This window comes from Mesorhizobium sp. J8 (assembly GCF_016591715.1).
Lineage (GTDB): Bacteria > Pseudomonadota > Alphaproteobacteria > Rhizobiales > Rhizobiaceae > Mesorhizobium.
Genome location: NZ_AP024109.1, coordinates 4,375,127 through 4,394,372, shown reverse-complemented (window position 1 = coordinate 4,394,372; position 19,246 = coordinate 4,375,127). Strand labels below are relative to the sequence as shown.

The 19,246-nt window shown below is 64.7% G+C and carries 22 protein-coding genes; 17 read left to right on the top strand and 5 right to left on the bottom strand.

Annotation, left to right across the window (positions count from 1 at the left end; translation table 11 throughout):
• Position 1: 1 nt before the first annotated feature.
• From modB to MJ8_RS21110, 3 genes are all read left to right on the top strand, one after another.
• Positions 2-706: a molybdate ABC transporter permease subunit gene (gene modB / locus MJ8_RS21120; protein ID WP_201410679.1), complete on the top strand. Its 705-nt coding sequence runs from the start codon at positions 2-4 to the stop codon at positions 704-706.
• On the top strand, positions 703-1,815 hold the full coding sequence (gene modC / locus MJ8_RS21115; RefSeq protein ID WP_201410678.1) for a molybdenum ABC transporter ATP-binding protein: 1,113 nt from the start codon (positions 703-705) through the stop codon (positions 1,813-1,815). The genes modB and modC overlap by 4 nt, the downstream gene beginning before the upstream one ends.
• Positions 1,816-1,893: 78 nt before the next feature.
• Positions 1,894-2,235 (top strand): winged helix-turn-helix domain-containing protein, encoded by a 342-nt coding sequence (locus tag MJ8_RS21110; protein ID WP_201410677.1) that lies wholly within the window; start codon positions 1,894-1,896, stop codon positions 2,233-2,235.
• A gap of 156 nt (positions 2,236-2,391) precedes the next feature.
• On the opposite strand, the gene cobF is transcribed toward MJ8_RS21110, so the two are convergent.
• Positions 2,392-3,156, bottom strand: coding sequence for a precorrin-6A synthase (deacetylating) (gene cobF / locus MJ8_RS21105; protein ID WP_201410676.1), 765 nt, complete (start codon positions 3,154-3,156; stop codon positions 2,392-2,394).
• A 141-nt stretch (positions 3,157-3,297) separates the two neighbouring features.
• On the opposite strand from cobF, the gene MJ8_RS21100 reads away from it, so the two are divergent.
• The 7 genes from MJ8_RS21100 (at position 3,298) to MJ8_RS21070 (ending at position 8,963) form a co-directional block, all read left to right on the top strand.
• Positions 3,298-4,314: a DUF4424 domain-containing protein gene (locus MJ8_RS21100; protein WP_201410675.1), complete on the top strand. Its 1,017-nt coding sequence runs from the start codon at positions 3,298-3,300 to the stop codon at positions 4,312-4,314.
• Entirely contained in the window at positions 4,314-4,832 is a 519-nt protein-coding gene (locus tag MJ8_RS21095; RefSeq protein ID WP_201410674.1) for a dihydrofolate reductase, read from the top strand. Before MJ8_RS21100 ends, MJ8_RS21095 begins: the two co-directional genes overlap by 1 nt.
• A gap of 142 nt (positions 4,833-4,974) precedes the next feature.
• Positions 4,975-6,084 carry an FtsH protease activity modulator HflK gene (gene hflK, locus MJ8_RS21090; protein WP_201410673.1) on the top strand — a complete coding sequence of 370 codons (1,110 nt, stop codon included), beginning with the start codon at positions 4,975-4,977 and terminating at the stop codon, positions 6,082-6,084.
• Positions 6,084-7,046: a protease modulator HflC gene (hflC, locus tag MJ8_RS21085; RefSeq protein ID WP_201410672.1), complete on the top strand. Its 963-nt coding sequence runs from the start codon at positions 6,084-6,086 to the stop codon at positions 7,044-7,046. The genes hflK and hflC overlap by 1 nt, the downstream gene beginning before the upstream one ends.
• Positions 7,047-7,052: 6 nt before the next feature.
• Complete coding sequence (locus MJ8_RS21080; RefSeq protein ID WP_201410671.1) at positions 7,053-7,238, top strand: DUF2065 domain-containing protein; 186 nt, start codon at positions 7,053-7,055, stop codon at positions 7,236-7,238.
• A gap of 61 nt (positions 7,239-7,299) precedes the next feature.
• A complete protein-coding gene (locus tag MJ8_RS21075; protein ID WP_201410670.1) occupies positions 7,300-7,446 on the top strand; it encodes a hypothetical protein in 147 nt (48 codons plus the stop codon).
• Positions 7,446-8,963, top strand: coding sequence for a DegQ family serine endoprotease (locus tag MJ8_RS21070; RefSeq protein ID WP_201415518.1), 1,518 nt, complete (start codon positions 7,446-7,448; stop codon positions 8,961-8,963). Before MJ8_RS21075 ends, MJ8_RS21070 begins: the two co-directional genes overlap by 1 nt.
• Before the next feature lie 46 nt (positions 8,964-9,009).
• On the opposite strand, the gene MJ8_RS21065 is transcribed toward MJ8_RS21070, so the two are convergent.
• Positions 9,010-9,582 carry a GNAT family N-acetyltransferase gene (locus MJ8_RS21065; RefSeq protein WP_201410669.1) on the bottom strand — a complete coding sequence of 191 codons (573 nt, stop codon included), beginning with the start codon at positions 9,580-9,582 and terminating at the stop codon, positions 9,010-9,012.
• Positions 9,579-10,466: a phosphoserine phosphatase SerB gene (gene serB / locus MJ8_RS21060; RefSeq protein WP_201410668.1), complete on the bottom strand. Its 888-nt coding sequence runs from the start codon at positions 10,464-10,466 to the stop codon at positions 9,579-9,581. The genes MJ8_RS21065 and serB overlap by 4 nt, the downstream gene beginning before the upstream one ends.
• Between serB and miaA the strand changes: the two genes are divergently transcribed.
• Positions 10,456-11,400, top strand: coding sequence for a tRNA (adenosine(37)-N6)-dimethylallyltransferase MiaA (gene miaA, locus MJ8_RS21055; RefSeq protein ID WP_201415517.1), 945 nt, complete (start codon positions 10,456-10,458; stop codon positions 11,398-11,400). The two genes, serB and miaA, sit on opposite strands and share 11 nt — an antisense overlap.
• A 122-nt stretch (positions 11,401-11,522) precedes the next feature.
• Entirely contained in the window at positions 11,523-12,314 is a 792-nt protein-coding gene (locus MJ8_RS21050) for a GGDEF domain-containing protein (protein WP_201410667.1), read from the top strand.
• Positions 12,315-12,479: 165 nt separating this feature from the next.
• Here the strand turns inward: MJ8_RS21050 and MJ8_RS21045 are convergent, their stop codons facing one another.
• Positions 12,480-14,315 carry an ATP-binding protein gene (locus MJ8_RS21045; protein ID WP_201410666.1) on the bottom strand — a complete coding sequence of 612 codons (1,836 nt, stop codon included), beginning with the start codon at positions 14,313-14,315 and terminating at the stop codon, positions 12,480-12,482.
• A gap of 151 nt (positions 14,316-14,466) precedes the next feature.
• Here MJ8_RS21045 and MJ8_RS21040 point away from each other — a divergent pair, with 151 nt between their 5' ends.
• The 3 genes from MJ8_RS21040 to MJ8_RS21030 are packed head-to-tail and all read left to right on the top strand — an operon-like array spanning position 14,467 to position 15,922.
• Entirely contained in the window at positions 14,467-15,033 is a 567-nt protein-coding gene (locus MJ8_RS21040) for a helix-turn-helix domain-containing protein (RefSeq protein WP_201410665.1), read from the top strand.
• Positions 15,034-15,036: 3 nt separating this feature from the next.
• Positions 15,037-15,345 (top strand): hypothetical protein, encoded by a 309-nt coding sequence (locus MJ8_RS21035; protein WP_201410664.1) that lies wholly within the window; start codon positions 15,037-15,039, stop codon positions 15,343-15,345.
• 37 nt (positions 15,346-15,382) lie between these two features.
• On the top strand, positions 15,383-15,922 hold the full coding sequence (locus tag MJ8_RS21030; protein ID WP_201410663.1) for a GNAT family N-acetyltransferase: 540 nt from the start codon (positions 15,383-15,385) through the stop codon (positions 15,920-15,922).
• Here MJ8_RS21030 and MJ8_RS21025 read toward each other — a convergent pair.
• On the bottom strand, positions 15,914-16,774 hold the full coding sequence (locus tag MJ8_RS21025) for a LysR family transcriptional regulator (RefSeq protein WP_201410662.1): 861 nt from the start codon (positions 16,772-16,774) through the stop codon (positions 15,914-15,916). The two genes, MJ8_RS21030 and MJ8_RS21025, sit on opposite strands and share 9 nt — an antisense overlap.
• 134 nt (positions 16,775-16,908) lie before the next feature.
• On the opposite strand from MJ8_RS21025, the gene MJ8_RS21020 reads away from it, so the two are divergent.
• Complete coding sequence (locus tag MJ8_RS21020) at positions 16,909-18,060, top strand: gamma-butyrobetaine dioxygenase (RefSeq protein ID WP_201410661.1); 1,152 nt, start codon at positions 16,909-16,911, stop codon at positions 18,058-18,060.
• Positions 18,057-18,647, top strand: coding sequence for an HD domain-containing protein (locus tag MJ8_RS21015; protein WP_201410660.1), 591 nt, complete (start codon positions 18,057-18,059; stop codon positions 18,645-18,647). The genes MJ8_RS21020 and MJ8_RS21015 overlap by 4 nt, the downstream gene beginning before the upstream one ends.
• Positions 18,648-19,246 lie beyond the last annotated feature (599 nt).

Here is a 19,246-nt window from a genome sequence, read left to right as displayed (position 1 = left end):
CATGAACTGGCTGCTGGACCTCACTCCCGACGAATGGAATGCGGTCCGGCTGTCGATCAAGGTGGCGATGGTGGCGATGATTGCCAGCCTGCCGCCCGGCATCTTGCTTGCGCTTCTGCTCGCGCGTGGGCGCTTCTGGGGCAAGACGCTGCTCAACGGGCTGGTGCACCTGCCGTTGATCCTGCCGCCGGTGGTGACCGGCTACCTGCTCCTACTCACCTTTGGCCGGCGCGGCCCGGCCGGCGCCTTCCTGGCCGAGCATTTCGGCATCGTCTTCTCGTTCCGCTGGACGGGCGCGGCATTGGCCTGCGGGGTCATGGGCTTTCCGCTGATGGTGCGGGCGATCCGGCTGTCGATCGAGGCGGTCGACCGCAGAATGGAAGCCGCCGCCGGCACGCTCGGCGCCAACCCGCTCTGGGTGTTCGCCACCATCACGCTGCCGCTGATCCTGCCGGGCCTGATCGCCGGGGCGATCCTTTCCTTCGCCAAGGCGATGGGCGAGTTCGGCGCCACCATCACCTTCGTCTCCAACATCCCCAATGAAACGCAGACGCTGCCTTCGGCCATCTACACTTTCACGCAGGTGCCCGGCGGCGACGAAGGCGCGCTCAGGCTGACGCTGATCTCGATCGCCATCTCGATGGTCGCGCTTATCGCCTCGGAAGTGCTGGCGCGGCGCGTCGGCCGGCGGATGGACATCGAATGACGCTCTCGGTCGATATCCACCATCGGCTCGGCGACTTCGCCTTGGAAGCGCGTTTCGAGAGCACGGGCCGGCTGACGGCGCTGTTCGGGCCTTCGGGCTCTGGCAAGTCGACCCTGATCAACCTGATTGCCGGCCTGGTCCGCCCGGATAAGGGCCGCATTGCCGTCGACGGGCGGGTGCTGGCCGACACCGAAGCGCGCATCTTCGTGCCGATGCACAAGCGGCGGATCGGCATGGTGTTCCAGGATGCGCGGCTGTTCCCGCATATGAGCGTCGCCGGCAATCTGCGCTACGGCCGCTGGTTCACGCCGTCTTCCGAGCGCTACGCCAGGATGGATGCGGTGGTCGAGCTGCTCGGCATCGGCCATCTGCTCGACCGGCGGCCGGCGAAACTGTCGGGCGGGGAAAGGCAGCGCGTCGCCATCGGCCGCGCGCTGCTTGCCAGCCCGAAACTGCTTCTGATGGACGAGCCGCTCGCCTCGCTCGACGAGGGGCGCAAGGCCGAGATCCTGCCCTATATCGAACGGCTGCGCGACGAGACGAAGCTCCCGGTCGTCTATGTAAGCCATTCCGTCGCCGAGGTGGCGCGGCTGGCCAGCGACGTCGTGGTGCTTTCGCAAGGCAAGGTCGTGGCTTCAGGCCCGACCGAGGCCATCATGCAGCGGCTGGATCTGCTGCCGGCGGAGGAGCGCGGCGAGGGCGGGGCGGTGCTCGACACCAAGGTCCTGCGCCATGACGAGGCTTTCGGCATGACGGTGCTCGGCTCGCAGGCCGGCGAGATACGCGTGCCCCGACTGGCGCGGCCGGCCGGAGCCATGGTGCGGCTGCGCATCCGCGCCCGCGACGTCATGATCGCTACGGACAAGCCGACCGGCCTCAGCGCGCTCAACATCCTGGCGGGGATGATCACGGCCGTCAGGCCTGGCATCGGGCCGACGGTGGAAATCGCCATCGACTGCAATGGCGCGGTCGTGCTGGCGCGTATCACCGAACAGTCCAAACACACCCTTCGTCTGGCGCTCGGCCGCCAGGTGTTCGCGGTGATCAAGACGGTGAGCTTGGACAGCGCGACGACCGGGGCAGGGCTGCCGGTTGAGGCGGACGGTTGATGAATACCGCTATGTTGATTTGGAATAGCGCTATGATGGCAGAGAAGGTAATCTCGGCATGATCGCGGAGGACAAGACATGCCATCGCTGAGCTTGCGGATAAATCTCGACCCCGACGGCCGGATCGGCCCGGGCAAGATCGAGCTTCTCGAGCAGATCGCCGCCTTCGGCTCGATCTCGGCCGCGGCGCGCGGCATGGAGATGTCCTACAAGCATGCCTGGGACCTGGTCGAGGACATGAACCGCGTCTTCGGCAAGCCTCTGATCGCCGCGCAGACCGGCGGCAAGAAGGGCGGCGGCGCGCAACTGACATCGGTGGGTTTGGCGGTCGTCAGCCGGTTTCGCGCCATCGAGCGGGCCGCTTCATCCGCCGCCGCCGTGCATATGCAGGCCTTGCAGGCGGAGATCGATGCGGGATGAGGCAGGAGGGCAGTAGGGCAGGAGGGCAGTAGGGCAGTAGGGCAGTAGGGCAGTAGGGCAGTAGGGCAGTAGGGCAGTAGGGCAGTAGGATGTGACGTCCTGGAATTCTCTCGCACGCGATGTGCGCGGTCCCTATTGCCTTACTGCCCTACTCCCTTACTCCCCTAATTTCCTCAGCAGATAGGTATCCATGATCCAGCCCTTCCTGCGCCGGGCTTCCTCGCGGACTTTCTCGATCTCGGCGCCGACATCGCCCAAGCGGCCGGAGATGACGATTTCGTCCGGCGTGCCGAGATAAGCGCCCCATTGGATGAGGACATCCTTGTCGGCCAGCGTGTTGAAGGCGCATTTGCCGTCGAGCATGACGACCGTGGAACCTGCATTGGCGGGCAGTCCTTCCTCCGTCAGTCGACGACCGGTCGTCACGAGGATCGAATCGCCGATCCGGTTGAGCGCGGTCGCGTGGGCGGCGGCCAGCGCCTGGATCGCGGTGATGCCGGGGATGACTTCGAGCTCGAAACCGACATTGCCCCTCAGGCGGACGCGTTCGAGGATACGCAGCGCGCTGTCATAGAGCGACGGGTCGCCCCAGATCAGGAAGGCGCCGCAGCCGTCTTCGGCAAGCTCGTCGCGGATCAAGGTCTCGTAGATCTCCGCGATCGCCTCGTGCCAGTCGTCGACGGTCGTCCGGTAAGACGATGTCGGCTCGGCCCGAACCGGCACGTCGAACTCGACCCGGCGCGACTTCGGATTGGTGACGAAGCGGTCGCAGATCTGCCGGCGCAAATCGGCAAGATCGTTCTTCTTCGTTCCCTTGTCGGGAATGAACAGCACGTCGGCGCGGTTCAGGCCGCCGATGGCCTGTACCGTCATGTGGTCGGGATTGCCGGCGCCGATGCCGATGACGAGGAGCTTGCGCATGGCGATCTCCTGCCCGATCGGCGGCGCGGTGTCCAGAAGTACCCGCAGCCGGCGACGAAGGGCTTTGAAACGCTACCTTGAAACGGTAGATGGAAGAGAGCATCCGGCTGATCCCGGTATCGCGGCACAGAGGAGGGGTCCATGTTACGCACCGTACTGACCGCAGCACTGGCAATAACAGCCGCTCCGGCCTTCGCCAATGATTCCGTCGCCGAACTCGGCACAGGCGGGCTGATCCTGTCGCGCAGCGACGCCGTCGCCATGCAGAGCGAAGATCTTTTCATCTCGCCGGAGAAGGTGACCGTCGACTATGTCTTCCGCAACAACACCGACAAGGATGTCAGCTCCATCGTCGCATTCCCGATGCCCGACATCGAAGGCGATCCCAACGAGATGCCGGCGATCCCGGAAGCTCAGAGCGATAATTTCCTCGGCTTCGAGGTGACGATCGACGGCGTCGATGCCAAGCCGCAGCTCGAGCAGAGGGCGTTTGCGCTGGGTATCGACATCACCGCCGACCTCAAGGCCCAGAACGTGCCGCTCTATCCGTTCGGCGATGCCGCCAAGGCGGCGCTGGCGAAACTGCCCAAGGATGTCACCAAGGACTGGGAAGACCGCGGCATCATCATCGAGGATACCGCCGATGACGGCTCGGGCATGCAGACCGCCTATGTGCCCTTCTGGCAATTGCGCTCGACCTACTGGTGGCGCTCGACCTTTCCGGCCAACAAGGAGGTCCATGTCTCGCACCGCTACAAGCCAAGCGTCGGCGGCACTTCCTCGGTCAGCTTTTTTTCCGAGGGCCAGTTCCAGGACCCGCAATACAGTGCCTACAAGACCCGCTACTGCATGGACGGCGCGTTCGAGAACGCGGTGCGCAAGGCCGCGAAGGAAAATCCCGACGGCTACCCGAAATATTACGAGAGCCGGATCGCCTACATCCTCACGACGGGAGGCAACTGGGCATCCGGCACCATCGGCAACTTCAAGCTGACCATCGACAAAGGCAGTCCCAAGAACCTCGTCTCCTTCTGCGGCGACAATGTCAAAAAGGTCGGGCCGACGACGTTCGAGATCACCGCGAAGGATTTTTATCCCGAGCGCGACATCGACGTCCTGCTGCTGGAGCCGTCGGACAATGGCGGGGATGGCGGCTGATGGACATCGCTATCTATGTCGCCATCGCCGAAAACGGCGTGATCGGGCGCGAGGGCGGCCTGCCGTGGCGGCTTTCCGCCGATCTCAAGCGCTTCAAGGCCGATACGATGGGCAAGCCGATCATCATGGGCCGCAAGACCTATGAAGGCATCGGCCGGCCGCTGCCCGGCCGGCTCAACATCGTGGTGACGCGCGACAAAGCCTGGCGCGCCGAAGGCATCGAGGTGGCCCATTCGCTGGATGACGCAATCGCATTGGCCAAGGTGCGCGGCCGCTGCATGGCCGGGGCGGAGGAAATCTGCGTGGTCGGCGGCGGCGAGATCTATGCTCAGGCCCTGCCGCTGGCCGACCGGCTGCATGTGACCCATGTGCTGGCCAGCGTCGATGGCGATGCGCATTTCCCGCCGATCGATCCAAAGGTCTGGCAAGTGGTCAGCGCCGAAGACTTTCCCGCCGGCGAGAAGGACAGCCACGCGACGCGTTATACGGTTTACCAGCGCCGACGCGACGTTCGTTGACGACGACAAAGGGTCGCTACCGATCCAAATCGGACGGTAGCGATGGCACATCGCGTTGAAAGCGTGCCAAGGCGTCCCTATAGAAGGACGACGTTACGATTGCGCCGCAAGGCCTTGAGGGAACCGAAGCGAAAGGACATTCATGCCCTGGAACGACAAGAGCGGTGGCGGCGGCCCATGGGGCGGCGGCGGCAATCAGGGGCCCTGGGGGCAGGGACCGAAAGGGCCGAGCGGCCCGCAGGGCTCGCCTCCCGATCTCGAGGATATCATCCGGCGCGGCCAGGACAGGCTGCGGCGCGCGCTTCCGGGCGGCGGCGGCGCCAGCCCGGCGGTGCTCGGGCTGATCGCGCTGGCCCTCATCGTGCTATGGGCCTTCAAGGCGATCTATACCGTGCAGCCCGACGAGGTTGCCGTTGAGCTCCGCTTCGGCCAGCCGAAGACCGAACTTTCGCAGCCTGGCCTGCATTTCCATTGGTGGCCGATCGAAACGGTCGAGACCGCCAAGATCTCCGAACAGCTCGTCAGCATCGGCGGCGGCGCGACCAGCGGCTCCGGGCTGATGTTGTCCGGCGATCAGAACATCGTCAACGTGCAGTTCTCGGTCGCCTACCAGGTCTCGGATCCCAAGGCCTATCTGTTCGACGTCTCAGACCCAGACGGCATGCTGACCCAGGTGGCCGAGAGCGCCATGCGCGAAGTCGTCGGCCGACGTCCGGCGCAGGACATCTTCCGCGACGATCGCCAGGGCATCGCAACGGCGGTGCGCGAGATCATCCAGGGCACGCTCGACGGCTACAAGACCGGCCTCCAGGTCAACGCGGTCTCGATCGAGGACGCGGCACCCCCGCGTGAGGTGGCCGATGCGTTCGACGAGGTGCAGCGCGCCGAGCAGGACGAGGACAAGTTCGTCGAGCAGGCCAACCAGTATTCCAACCAGAAGCTCGGGCAGGCGCGCGGCGAGGCGGCCCAGATCCGCGAAGATGCGGCGGCCTACAAGAACCGGGTCGTTCAGGAGGCGGAGGGCGAGGCGCAGCGCTTCATCTCCGTCTACAATGAATACGCCAAGGCGCCCGACGTCACGCGCAAGCGCCTCTATCTCGAAACCATGGAGAGGATCCTGAAGGACTCGAACAAGGTCGTCGTCGAGCAGGGCAACGGTCAGGGCGTGCTGCCCTACCTGCCGCTGCCGGCATTGCAGCCGAAAGCGCAGCCGGCGCCGGCTCTGGGTGCCACGACGGGAGGTAACCAGTAATGGCCAACCGTCTTCCCATCATCGCCGCCATCGCGGCAGTCCTTCTGTTCCTGCTCTATTCCTCGGTGTTCGTGGTCAATGCCGGCCAGCAGGCGATCGTGCTGAGGTTCGGAGAGATCATCGACGTCAAGAACGAGCCGGGCATCTACTTCAAGGCGCCGTTCGCCTTCTTCGACGCCGACAGCGTGCAGATGGTCGAGAAGCGGGTGATGCGCTTCGATCTAGACAACATCCGCGTGCAGGTCTCGGGCGGCAAGTTCTACGAGGTCGATGCCTTCATCGCCTATCGCATCTCGGATCCGCGCACCTTCCGCGCGGCGGTGTCCGGCCAAGTGGAATTGGCGGAGGCTCGCCTGAAGACCCGTCTCGACGCGGCGCTGCGCCGTGTCTACGGCCTACGTGACTTCGAGGCAGCGCTTTCGGAAGAACGCGGCAACATGATGCGCGAGGTGCGCGACCAGTTGCGTCCGGACGCGACCTCGCTCGGCCTCGACATCGAGGATGTGCGCATCCGCCGGACCGATCTGACGGCGGAGGTCTCGCAACAGACCTATGACCGCATGAAGGCCGAGCGCCTGGCCGAGGCCGAGCGTCTGAGGGCGCGCGGCAACGAGGCGGCGCAGCGCATCAGGGCGCGGGCCGACCGCGAGGTCGTGGAGATCGTCGCCGAGGCGCAGAAGGAATCGGAAATCCTGCGCGGCGAGGGCGAGGCGCAGCGCAGCGCGACCTTCGCCGATGCCTATAAGCGCGATCCGGCCTTCTTCGATTTCTATCGCTCGATGAATGCCTACGGCACGGCGCTGGACAACACCGGAACGACGATGGTGCTCTCGCCCGAATCCGAGTTCTTCCGCTACTTCCGCGATCCTGGCAGCAAGCCGGGGCCAGCACCTTCCGCGCCACCGGCCGCGCCTGCGACGGCTCCTGCCGCGCCTGCGGCGCAACCCGGCGCCGCCCAGTAGCGGGCGGTGCAGGATTTTCTGGCGGCGATCGGCCTGGTCCTGGTGATCGAAGGGCTGGTCTATGCAGGGTTTCCGGCCTTGGCCCGGAAACTCGCCGCCGAGGTGCTGTCGATGCCGGAAAATATGCTGCGGATCGGCGGACTGGCGGCGATCGCCATTGGTGTCGGCATCGTCTGGCTGGTCCGCGGCTAGTTGTTTGTTTTGCGCAATTCCGGACGGAAAACCGCTAGGCACTTTTCCTGGAATTGCTCGAATGAATTTCCTTGGTGCCGAAGCGATTGACGATTTATCTTTGGCCGATAGCTATAGCCGCAAACGTGCCTTATTTCTTGCCAACATGAACAGGACAGGCGCCTTTGCGGATGCGCTTTTCCTTTTCAAAACCATCGGGAGGCCATGATGATATCCGACACCCTGTTGCGCGCGGCGCGGCGCATGGCCCTCGCCGGCGCCACGGCATTTGCGGTCGGCATCGTTGCCGTCCCGTCTTTCGTCACGCCGACGATCGCCGCCGACGGACCGCCTTCGGTCGCCGATCTTGCCGAGCGCCTGCTCGGCGCGGTGGTCAACATCTCGACCTCGCAGACGGTGAAAGGCACCGAAGGACCGGGCGCGGTGCCGATGCCGCAACTGCCCGAGGGCTCGCCTTTCCAGGATTTCTTCGACGACTTCTTCAAGAACCGTGGCGGGGACAAGGGCGGCGGCGGGCAGAAAGTGCAGTCGCTCGGCTCCGGCTTCGTCATCGACGCCGACCAGGGCATCGTGGTGACCAACAACCACGTCATCGCCGATGCCGACGATATCGAGGTGAATTTCTCCGACGGCGTCACGCTCAAGGCGACGCTTGTCGGCACCGACACGAAGACCGATGTTGCGGTGCTGAAGGTCGACCCCAAGGGCCACAAGCTGACGGCGGTGAAATTCGGCGATTCCACCAAGATGCGCGTCGGCGACTGGGTGATGGCGATCGGCAATCCGTTCGGCCTGGGCGGCACGGTGACGGTTGGCATCGTCTCGGCGCGCAACCGCGACATCAATTCCGGCCCCTATGACGACTTCATCCAGACCGACGCCGCCATCAACCGCGGCAATTCCGGCGGTCCGCTGTTCAACGCAGCCGGCGAGGTCATCGGCATCAACACCGCGATCATCTCGCCCTCGGGCGGCTCGATCGGCATCGGTTTCTCCATCCCCTCGCAGCTTGCCGCGGGCGTCGTCGACCAGCTCCGCCAGTATGGCGAGACGCGGCGCGGCTGGCTTGGCGTGCGCATCCAGCCAGTGACGGACGACATTGCCGAAAGCCTCGGCATGGCGACCGCCAAGGGCGCGCTGGTGGCCGGCGTCATCAAGGGTGGGCCGGTCGACAACGGTTCGGTGCAGGCCGGCGACGTCATCATCAAGTTCGACGGCAAGGATATCCACGAAATGCGCGACCTGCCGCGCGTCGTCGCCGAAAGCCCGGTCGGCAAGGCGGTCGACGTGGTCATCGTGCGCAAAGGCGTCGAGCAGACCGTCAAGGTGACGCTCGGACGGCTCGAGGACGGTGAAAAGCTGGCCAGCGGCGAGAACGGCAACACCGATCAGGACAAGGGCGACAAGGCGACGCCTCCGGTATCGACGGCCTCGGTGCTCGGCATGACGGTCGGCGAACTCAACGACCAGACCAGGCAGAAATTCGGCATCGCGGCCGACGTTTCCGGCGTGGTCATCACCGATGTCGCCAAGGATTCGGCGGCGGCCGAGCGCGGCATCCAGCCCGGCGAGGTGATCACCGAGATCGCGCAGGAATCGGTCGGCACGCCGAAGGACGTGATGGACCGGATCGGCGCGCTGAAGGAGCAGGGCCGCAAGAACGCGCTCCTGATGCTGGCCTCCAAGACCGGCGAGCTGCGCTTCGTGACGATCCGGATGGATTGAGTCCAAAAACGCGTCCAACCAACTGGACTTCAACGAAAAAGGGCGGCTAGCGAGCCGCCCTTTTTCGTGCGCGCCAGTCCTCGCGCGACAGCCTGTAGAGGACATGCCGCTTGAGATGCGGATGGCTGTCGGGAACGCTCGGATGATCGAAATCGGCGTCCGGATCGGCGCGCATGCCGAGCCGCTTCATGACGGCGACCGAACGATGATTGCCGGCGACTGCGAACGATACGATTTCGTCGACGCCAAGCGTTTCGAAGCCGAAGGCGAGCCAGGCTTCCGATGCCTCGGTGACATAGCCCTTGCCCCAGAATTCGGGCGCCAGCCGCCAGCCGATCTCGATCGTGCCGGGCGCCAGCACGTCGATGTCTTCCGTTCCGGACAGACCGACGAAGCCGATGCATTCGCCGGTTGCGGCAATCTCGGCCGCGGCGAAGCCGTAGCCATCCTCATCGATCCAAGCACGGACCTCGTCCATCTTGGCGTCCGCCGCAGCGCGGTCGCGGCGGAACGGGAAGAACTCCATCACGCGCTCGTCGGAGTTGATGCGGTGGAAAAGCGCGCGGTCGCGCTCCTCCCAGTTGCGCAGGATGAGGCGCTCCGTGCGGATCGGCGTCATTCGACAAACTCCTCCCGGCGATAACCCTGCAGATAGAGCAGCGCGGTCAGGTCGCCGTGATCGATGCGGATGCGCGCCTGCTCCGCCACCGCAGGCTTGGCGTGGAGCGCAACGCCGGTGCCGGCAAGACGGATCATATCGAGATCGTTGGCGCCGTCGCCGACTGCGATGGCATCCTCCGTCGTCAGCCCAAGCCTCTTTGCGATGTCGAGCAGCGCTTCGGCCTTGGCCGCGCGGCCGAGGATCGGCTCGGCCACCATGCCGGTGAAACTGCCGTCCTTCTCGATCAGACGATTGGCCCGGTTTTCCTGGAAGCCCAGCTTGGCGGCGATGCGGCTGGTGAAGACGTCGAAGCCGCCCGAGACCAGCGCCGTCCACGCGCCTTGGGCGCGCATCGTTTGCACCAGGGTGCGACCGCCGGCGGCGAGCGTCAGCCGATTGGCGATGATGTGGTCGACCACGGCGGTGTCGAGACCGCTCAGCAGGGCGACGCGCTCGCGCAAGGCCGGCTCGAAGGCGATCTCGCCGTTCATCGAGCGTGCGGTGATCGCCGCCACATGATCCTTGACGCCGATCTCGTCGGCGAGCTCGTCAATGCATTCCTGGTCGATCACGGTCGAATCCATATCGGCAAGCAGGATCTTCTTGCGCCTGCCTTCGGCGGGCTGGACGATGATGTCGACCGGTTCGGAGGCCAGCGCGGCGCGCAGGTTGGCGGTCATTTCGCCGATATCCGGCGTCTCCGGCAAAACCAGGTCGCAGGCGACGTCCTCAGCCAGCCAGCGAACGGCGCTTGCGCCGGCGGCCCGCAAGGCCATATTCGCAAGCGAGGCCGGCACGGCGCGGGCTTCTGGACGGGACACTAAAGTGGCGATCAGCGGCATCGAACATTCCGGCAGGCAGGCGGGCGAAGGCCGCATCAAGAACGCGATCCTGATAGCCGGGCCAACCGCCAGCGGCAAGTCGGCGCTGGCGCTCGATGTTGCCGAACGCAATGGCGGCGTCATCGTCAACACCGATTCGATGCAAGGCTATTCGGTGCTCGACGTCCTGACGGCGCGGCCGAGCGCCGCCGAAATGGCGCGCGTTCCGCATTTCCTTTACGGCCACGTGCATCCATCCACGGCCTATTCCACCGGCGCCTGGCTGCGCGATGTGACGAAGCTGATCGACGATGGCGTCCTGTCTGGCCGTCCGGTCGTTTTCGTCGGCGGCACCGGGCTTTATTTCCGCGCCCTGGCCGAAGGCATCTCGGACATGCCGGACATTCCGGCCGCCGTCCGCGGGCGCTGGCGTTACGAGCTCAAGGAACAAGGGGCCGAAAGGCTGCATCGCCTGCTGATGCACGAGGACTCGGCTATGGCCATGCAGCTGAGGCCAACCGACGGCCAGCGTATCGTGCGGGCGCTTGAGGTGCTCGACGCCTCAGGTCGCTCGATCCTGGAATGGCAGGCGGCGCGCGGCCGGCCGCTGATCGATCGCGGCAGCGCGCGCTTCCTGGTCATCGAGCCGGATCGGCAGCAACTGGTCCGGCGCATCGAGGCGCGTTTCGACCGGATGCTCGACAAGGGCGCGGTCGACGAAGTGCGTCAGCTCACCGCGCTCGGCCTCGACCCCGACCTGCCGGCGATGAAGGCGATCGGCGTGCGCGAGTTGCAGGCGGCGATGGCCGGACAGTCGGGTTTTCCCGAAGCCATCGAACGCGCCAAGATCGCCACCCGGCAATATGCCAAGCGCCAGTCGACCTGGTTCAGGCACCAGCTGGGCGAGGAGTGGCGCAGGCTGCGGCCTGGCGACGAACCGGCGCTTCTGGACTGACTAAAAGCCTTTTCAATCAGCACCTTAAAATCCCAAGCTCTAATTCTCGCCAGGGTTGTTCGGATTAACGGTCCGTAAGGTCCGCCATGCCATAAACCGGGAATACAGTGCGCGGGGAGTAGATGCGTTTCCATAAGGCGGAATCCGCATTTTTCGTCTTTATCTTTGTGATCCTGGCCGCGGGCCTGGTGACCTTCCATGCCTATGGCCAATTGCAGGACATCGCCGCTGACCTCGATGCCGCATCGCGCGTCGATAAAATCGTCTATCTCAACAAATTGCTCTTCGTCACCGGGGCACTGCTGGCGACCGCGCTGTTCTTCGGCACCTTCTTCATCTACCCGCTGATCCGGGGCCAGGTGCGGGAAGAGGGCAAGCTCAGGGCCATGACGGTCTCGCTCAGCGCCCGTTCGCAGACGCTCGAGCAGGCGGCGCTCACCGACGGTCTCACCGGCATGCAGAACCGCCGCTATTTCGACGATGCGCTGCGCGAATATCTGCATGAGTTTCGCCGCATCGACAGGCCCGTCGGGCTGATGATCCTCGACCTCGACCATTTCAAGCAGGTCAACGACACGCATGGCCACGATGTCGGCGACGAGGTGCTGAGGGCCGTCGCCACCTGCCTGCGGGGCATGACGCGCTATCACGACGTGGTGGCGCGGCTGGGCGGCGAGGAGTTTGCGGTCGTCACTCCCAACATGGATGTCGAACTGCTCGCCCGGTTCGCCGAGCGCATCCGCAAGGCGATCGCCAACCTGTCGATCATGTCGGGGAATGTGCGTCTCAAGGTCACCACCAGCGTCGGCCTCGCCGTCTGGGACCACAAGGAGAGCGCGGAGGATTTCTACCGCCGTGCCGATCGCCAGCTCTATGAGGCGAAGAAGCAGGGCCGCAACCGAGTCTGCGCCTAAAATTCCGACATGAATTCATGAGGCCGGTCGACTGGAGCCGCTCTCTGCGCTTCCGGTGCTGACGGACTTTATGTCCGCTCCGCTCCGGTTCTCGACAGCGACTCCATTCGGCCCAGCCTAACGAATTTCTTGGTGGAATTTAGCCTGCCCGCAAAGGTCGTTGGCTCAATCGTTGAATTGGCGCATGCCGAAGGTCGAGGGCTTCAGGCCGTAGCGGGTGTCGAAGTCGTCGTCGGGCTGGACACGGGGCGCGGCGGTGGCCGGCTTCTTGTAGTCGGGGTCGCCGGCTTGGCGGGTCGAGTCCACGGTCTCGGCGAAAGCCATGGACTGCTGCGGCTTCGGCACGTTGCGAAGCCGCTCGACGATCAGGGCCAGATCGACGTCGCTGCCGTCCACGGAGGGTTCGATCTGCTCGCCCTTCGCCGTGCCCGGGATGAATTGTTGCGGCAGCTTCTCGAACTTCAACCGCATGGTCGTCGCCACGCCTTCACCGAAAGCGATGGCCTCGCGCTGCCCCATCGAAGAAAGGAACGCCAGGGTCGAGGCCGAGGAGTCGGCGATCGCCGAGCGGATGATCGCCTGGTCCTGCTCATTGGCGAGCCGCATGGCGAAAAAGGTCGAGCATTGCGACAGGATGGTCGGGTCGAGCTCGCCCGGGCGCTGGGTGACGACACCAAGATAGCAGCCATATTTGCGGCCTTCCTTGGCGATACGCGACAGCGCGTGCCTTGTCGGCGCGAAGCCCAGACGCGGGTCGGCCGGCATGTAGCGGTGGGCCTCCTCGCAAAGCAGGAGCAATTTCAGCCGGCCCTCGCTCCACAAGGCCAGGTCGAAGGCCAGGCGGGCCAGCACCGAGCAGACCGAGTTGACGACTTCCGAAGGCATGCCGGCCATCTCGAAGCAGGTGACCGGGCGGCCATGGTTGGGCACGCGGAAGATATTGCCGATCGTCTCGTGGATCGTGTCCTCGATCAGGCGCGAATTGAACATGAAGCGGTAGCGCGGGTCGGCGGCGGCCGATTCGATGCGCGTCTTCAGCGATTTCAAGGTCGGGCGGTCGTTCTTGGCCTCCAGCATGCCCATGCGCTCGTCGATCTGCTTGATGAGATCGGCAATACGGTAAGGCACCGGCGTGTCCGCCGTCAGCGCGTCGCTGCCGCGCCTGATATAGGTGCCGGAATTCGGGTTGCGGTAGAGGTTCTTGGCGGCCGGGATCAGGTCGCGCAGGACATCGACTTCCTCGGGTACCGTCTCGCGGCCGCGAAACAGCACTTCGGCGAACTCCTCCAGCCTGAACATCCAGAACGGCAGGTCGAGCGTCTTGGAATCGACCTTGACGCAATATTCCGGCAGCGAGGCGGCAAACTCGTTGTGCGGGTCGAGGATGAGCACGCGCAGGTCCGGGCGCGCCTCGATCGTCTTGCGCAAGAGCAGCGAGACCGCCGTCGATTTGCCGACGCCGGTCGTGCCGACGATGGCGAAATGGCGCGCCAGCGTGTCGTCGATGGCAATGTTGGCATCGATCGACTCATCCTGGGACAGCGTGCCGATGGTCACCGAATGGCGCCCTGCCAAGTCGTAGACCGCCTGCAGGTCGCGGCTTCGGATACGGTGGGCAATGGCGCCGATATGCGGATAGGTGGTGATGCCGCGGTCGAACACCGGCCTGGCGCCAGGCTCGGCGCCGTCGCGCACTTCGCCGACCAGTTCGACGCTGACTTCGATCAGATTTTGCCCATCGTGGTTCCAGTGAAGGTCCGACTTGCCGATGGCGTAGACAAGGCCGACCGTTCGCGTCGAGCCGAGATTGATGGAGATCATCCTGCCGACGGTCCAGAGGCCGGTAACCGCGCCTTCGGCGTCCTCGGCATGGGCGCTGATGGTGGCGCGCGCGCCGTCGCATTGCACGACATTGCCCAGGATGCGCTTATCGTTCTGCTGGATGTTGCGGCGTTCCTGCGAGGTCGGTTCTCCGACGGAGGCTTCGCGTTCAACAAACATCGGTGACCTGTCCCATTCCCTGGAGCGGGAACCCTATCCAATCGGGGTTAAAGTCAGGTGAGGTCGGATGGTGTAGGCGCCGTTAAGCCAGCCGCTGCAATTCGATCGAACAGCCTCTTCCCAGTTTCCGACATTCCGATATATTGGACATATGGACGATATGTCGGATGATATCACAACCACGATCGGCAGGCGCATACGCTCCGAAAGGACGGTGAGGGGCTGGTCTTTGGCCGAATTGGCCGGGCGCTCGGACGTCTCGAAGGCGATGCTGAGCGCTATCGAACGCGGCGCGACCAGCCCGACCGCGGCACTCCTGGTGCGTATCGCGGCGGCCTTCGGCATGACGCTGTCGACGCTGATCGCACGGGCCGAGATGCAAGCCGGCGGCGTCTCGCGCAAGGAGGAGCAGCCGGTCTGGCAGGATCCGGCAACCGGCTACATCCGGCGGGATCTGTCGCCGGCATCGCGGATGCCGCTGGAACTGGTCAGGGTCAGCCTGCCGGCGGGCGCCAAGGTCAGTCTTCCGGCGTCATCCTACGCCTTCATCAAGCAGCAGATATGGCTGATCGACGGGAGGCTTGATTTCGCAGAGGGCGATGTGGTGCACAGGCTCGAGCCCGGCGACTGCCTGGCGCTGGGTGCCCCCTCGGACTGCGTCTTCCATGCTCCCGGACCGGATCCGGCGGAGTATCTCGTGGCCCTGGTCAAGGACTGACCCATGCCTCGCCGGCCAAGACGCTCGCACAATGGCGGGCCGCCGCTCGACGACTATGAAGGCCCGCCCTGGGGCAAAGGCGACGCCTACATCTTCCTCGCCTGGCGCGCCGCCCATGACAAGGCCTGGAAGGCGTCGAGCCAAGCCGTCATGCTGATGCGGCTGGAAAGGGCCGAGCGGCTCGGCCTGACCTATGAGGAATACACGCTCGAGATCCTCGAGCGCGGCCGCCATCTCAGCGACGACGACGCCGACCGTATCGCCGAAATCCGGCGAGCGCGCCGGCGCGGGCGAACCAGCCATTTCAAATGACTTACCCCCGATGTTTCGTCACCTGGAGAGCACCAGCATGAACTCCCTTGAAATCCGGGCGTTGAGCGATGATGCGGCGACCATCGCTATGCTCACCGATCTGTTGATCGAGGCCGTCGCCGCCGGCGGGTCGGTGAGCTTCATGCATCCGTTGTCGCCGGAGGCCGCGCGGGATTTCTGGCGCAAGTCGCTTGCCGCGGCCGCGCGCGGCGAAAGGGCGGTGCTGGGCGCTTGGCGAGGCGATGCGCTTGCCGGCACCGTCACGCTGCTGCTCGACTTCCCGCCCAACCAGCCGCACCGCGCCGAGATCGCCAAGCTGATGACCGGCCGGGACCATCGCGGCAAAGGCGTCGCGACCCGCCTGATGCGTGCCGCGGAGGAACTCGCGGTTGAGAAAGGCCGCACGCTGCTGGTGCTGGACACGGCGAGCGAGGAGGGCGCGGCGGGCTTTTACGAGAAGCTTGGCTTCACGCTGACCGGCGAAATCCCGGACTTCGCGCTGAAGCCGCATGGCGGACTGACCGGCACCCTCATCTACTGGAAGCGGATCGGAGCGGCCGCCGGCACGTCACCCTGAAGTCCTGGCGATGCGCGACAGAAGCCAGCGGCGGAAATCCTGCTCGGCGCCGGACAATCGCGACGATGACGATCTTGTCAGGAAATGGCCCGATGGGCTCGAAAGCTCGAAATCCGAAAGCCTGACGAGAGCCTTTTCCTTGAGGGCCGTGTCGATGAGCGGGCGCGAGCCGAGCAGCGCTCCGGCGCCGACCTTCGCGGCTTCCATGGCCGCGACGAAACTGTCGAAGCGGTGCGAGCGCCGGGGCTGTCCGGAAAGTCCCGCGGCGGCAAACCATTCCGCCCACATTTCCCGCGCGCCCGCCACCAGGAGCAGCGGCAATGACGTCCAATCGAAATCTTTGGCAAGCGGCGGAGCCGCGACCGGGACAAGCCGCTCGACGATCAACCGGTCGGCCTCGCGCCCGGGAAAGGACCCGTTGCCGAAGCGTATGTCGAGCGCCGAGCCCGGCTGGTCGTAGTCGGTCGGCCGATGGATGGTCACCAGGTCGAGCCGGATCTGCGGCAGCGCCTTCGCCAGGTCGGGCAGGGCCGGAACCAGCAGCAGAAGCGCAAACGAGATCGGAACCCGGATCGAGACGGTCTGCACGGCGCGCGGCTCGAAGAGCTCGTTGGTGCTGTTGCCGATGGTGACGAAAGCCGACTGGATGTGGGGGAGATAGGCCGCGCCTTCCGGCGACAGGGCCACGCCGCGCGCCAGGCGCGCGAACAATCGCGTCCTGAGCCGCTCCTCCAGAAAGCGGATGTGCTGGCTGACCGCTGCCTGCGTGAGCCCGAGCTCGGCGGCCGCGGCGGTGAAGTTCGACAGGCGGGCGGCAGCCTCGAAACTGCGCAGCCAATCGAGAGGAGGCATCGTGTCGAAAGCTCTTCCAGCCATCAGAAATTTAAAGTCTATACCTGCAAAACGATAATTTGAATTATGCCTTTTACGAAGCCACCATGCAATCCATGCTCGCGGCAATGACAGAGAATAGGAGCTTTCGGGATATGCTGACGACGGTAAGGCTGGGCGACGACGGACGAACGATCGAGCTTGGCTGGAAGGATGGAGCAGTGAGCCGCTTCCACGCCATGTGGCTGCGCGACAATGCGCTGGATGACAAGACGCGCAGCGCCGGCAACGGCCAGCGGCTGATCACCATCCTCGACATCCCGGCCGAGACGCGGATCGACGAGGCCTCGATCAAGGGCGGAGGGCTGGAGGTCAGATTCACGCCCGAGGACAAGACAGCCAGCTTCCCGGCCCAGTGGCTGTGGGCCAACGCCTATGATCGCGTCGAATCTCGGCAGCCCGGCTGGACGGGCGACGTCGTTCAACGCTGGACCAAGTCGACAATGCAGAATTCGGTGCCGCGCGCCAGCTACGCGGCGGCCTTGCATGACCGCGGCGTCCTGCGCGAATGGCTTTCGGCAGTGCGGACCTATGGCTTTGCCGTCATGGACGGACTGCCCACGGAATCCGGCGCGCTGTGCAAGGTGGCCGACCTGTTCGGCTACATCCGGGAGACCAATTACGGGCGCTGGTTCGAGGTGCGCGCCGAGGTCAATCCGAACAACCTCGCCTACACCAATCTCGGCCTGCAGGCGCATACCGACAATCCCTATCGCGACCCGGTACCGACGCTGCAGATCCTGGCCTGCATCGAGAACACGGTGGAAGGCGGTGAATCCAGCGTCGTCGATGGATTCGCGGTGGCGGCGGCACTTCAAGTGGAGAACCCCGAAGGCTTCCGGCTGCTCTCTTCCTATCCGGCACGCTTCGAATATGCCGGCTCGTTGGGCGTGCGGCTGCAGTCGAAGCGGCCGATGATCGAGCTCGGACCCGACGGCGAGTTGATCTGCATCCGCTTCAACAACCGCTCGCTGGCGCCGACGGTCGACGTGCCGTTTGCCGAGATGGACAAATACTACGCGGCGTATCGCCGGTTCGCCGAACTGATCGAGGATCCTGCCTTCGAGGTGACCTTCAAGCTCGAGGCAGGGCAATCCTTCATCGTCGACAACACCCGCGTCATGCACGCGCGCAAGGCGTTTTCCGGCAGCGGCAAGCGCTGGCTGCAAGGCTGCTACGCCGACAAGGACGGCCTGCTGTCGACGCTTGCCGCGCTCGATCATGGTTTCAAGGAGGCGGCGGAATGAAACCGAACGAATTGAACGCAGGCAACATCGTCGAGTTCATCGCCGACATCTTCGAGCGCCGCGGCGCCGAATCCTATCTCGGCGAACCGGTCACCATGTCGGAGCACATGCTGCAGGGCGCGTGGCTGGCCGAGCAGGACGGCGCGCCGGAAGAGCTGGTGGCGGCGGCGCTGCTGCACGACATCGGCCACTATACCAGCGAGTTCGGCACCTATTCGCCCGACGACGTCGAGGACAAGCATCATGACGAGGCGGGCGGCGAGGTGCTGGCGCCGTTCTTCCCACCAGTCATCGTCGAATGCGTCAGGCTGCATGTCTCGGCCAAGCGCTATCTGTGCGCCACCGATCCGACCTATTTCGGCAAGCTGTCGCCGGCCTCGGTGCATACGCTGTCTCTGCAGGGCGGGCCGATGAGCGCGGAGGAAGTGGCCGAGTTTCGCAGCAACCCCTTCCACGACGAAGCCGTGCGGGTGCGCATCTGGGACGAGGGCGGCAAGGTCGCCAATATGAAAACGCGCGCCTTTCGTGATTACGTGCCGCTGCTGGAGCGCGTGGTGAAGAAGTTCGCGGCGGAAAAGGCGGCCTAGCCGAATATAACCGGGGAGGCTGCGGCCATGTGTTTTTGCTTCGATGGCGAAAACGCCCTGATTGGAGACCGACCAGGCGGCTGCCGCGACCGCCTCCAGGTTGCAAGTGTTCGCGCGCCGGATCCAATTGCGTCCAGTCCCAATGGGCGGAATGTCGAGGCCTCATTCGAACCCGGCGATGCCGAGCATAGCCGGCGCCTTGCTGTCGTGCTCAAACAGATGTATTAGCCGCGCCCTACATGCGGCCGGTTGGTTTTTCAACGGCCGTGCCGATACCCGCAACGCTTTTGATGGAGGCGATGATGAGATCCTGTTCACGCATTACGCGCCTTCGCGGCGGACGGACCGGTTGACCCGCTGCCGCGGGTTTCAAACTTCCTGACGATGCGAGCGCCCACCGCGATCCGCGATGGGCAGTTATCTTTTTCGCGCGGCCGACCGTGCGGGGGCCAACGACGGCGAGCCCGAGCGCTTTCCGCGAACGATGCCGGCTGCCTGGGAGCCTCAGATGCGCCTTTGCAACACTCGAGCAGGCCATTGTAAACATTGATAGAATGGCGCTTGCGTCATCTTTGCTCGGGTCCTAGAGAGCTCGCCAT

Excerpts from the sequence above, each read along its gene's own strand:
- modB (WP_201410679.1), top strand. The coding sequence starts at position 2 with ATGAACTGGCTGCTGGACCTCACTCCCGACGAATGGAATGCGGTCCGG.
- modC (WP_201410678.1), top strand. The coding sequence starts at position 703 with ATGACGCTCTCGGTCGATATCCACCATCGGCTCGGCGACTTCGCCTTG.
- MJ8_RS21110 (WP_201410677.1), top strand. The coding sequence starts at position 1,894 with ATGCCATCGCTGAGCTTGCGGATAAATCTCGACCCCGACGGCCGGATC.
- cobF (WP_201410676.1), bottom strand. The coding sequence starts at position 3,156 with ATGCGCAAGCTCCTCGTCATCGGCATCGGCGCCGGCAATCCCGACCAC.
- MJ8_RS21100 (WP_201410675.1), top strand. The coding sequence starts at position 3,298 with ATGTTACGCACCGTACTGACCGCAGCACTGGCAATAACAGCCGCTCCG.
- MJ8_RS21095 (WP_201410674.1), top strand. The coding sequence starts at position 4,314 with ATGGACATCGCTATCTATGTCGCCATCGCCGAAAACGGCGTGATCGGG.
- hflK (WP_201410673.1), top strand. The coding sequence starts at position 4,975 with ATGCCCTGGAACGACAAGAGCGGTGGCGGCGGCCCATGGGGCGGCGGC.
- hflC (WP_201410672.1), top strand. The coding sequence starts at position 6,084 with ATGGCCAACCGTCTTCCCATCATCGCCGCCATCGCGGCAGTCCTTCTG.
- MJ8_RS21075 (WP_201410670.1), top strand. The coding sequence starts at position 7,300 with ATGAATTTCCTTGGTGCCGAAGCGATTGACGATTTATCTTTGGCCGAT.
- MJ8_RS21070 (WP_201415518.1), top strand. The coding sequence starts at position 7,446 with ATGATATCCGACACCCTGTTGCGCGCGGCGCGGCGCATGGCCCTCGCC.
- MJ8_RS21065 (WP_201410669.1), bottom strand. The coding sequence starts at position 9,582 with ATGACGCCGATCCGCACGGAGCGCCTCATCCTGCGCAACTGGGAGGAG.
- serB (WP_201410668.1), bottom strand. The coding sequence starts at position 10,466 with ATGCCGCTGATCGCCACTTTAGTGTCCCGTCCAGAAGCCCGCGCCGTG.
- MJ8_RS21050 (WP_201410667.1), top strand. The coding sequence starts at position 11,523 with ATGCGTTTCCATAAGGCGGAATCCGCATTTTTCGTCTTTATCTTTGTG.
- MJ8_RS21045 (WP_201410666.1), bottom strand. The coding sequence starts at position 14,315 with ATGTTTGTTGAACGCGAAGCCTCCGTCGGAGAACCGACCTCGCAGGAA.
- MJ8_RS21040 (WP_201410665.1), top strand. The coding sequence starts at position 14,467 with ATGGACGATATGTCGGATGATATCACAACCACGATCGGCAGGCGCATA.
- MJ8_RS21035 (WP_201410664.1), top strand. The coding sequence starts at position 15,037 with ATGCCTCGCCGGCCAAGACGCTCGCACAATGGCGGGCCGCCGCTCGAC.
- MJ8_RS21030 (WP_201410663.1), top strand. The coding sequence starts at position 15,383 with ATGAACTCCCTTGAAATCCGGGCGTTGAGCGATGATGCGGCGACCATC.
- MJ8_RS21025 (WP_201410662.1), bottom strand. The coding sequence starts at position 16,774 with ATGCCTCCTCTCGATTGGCTGCGCAGTTTCGAGGCTGCCGCCCGCCTG.
- MJ8_RS21020 (WP_201410661.1), top strand. The coding sequence starts at position 16,909 with ATGCTGACGACGGTAAGGCTGGGCGACGACGGACGAACGATCGAGCTT.
- MJ8_RS21015 (WP_201410660.1), top strand. The coding sequence starts at position 18,057 with ATGAAACCGAACGAATTGAACGCAGGCAACATCGTCGAGTTCATCGCC.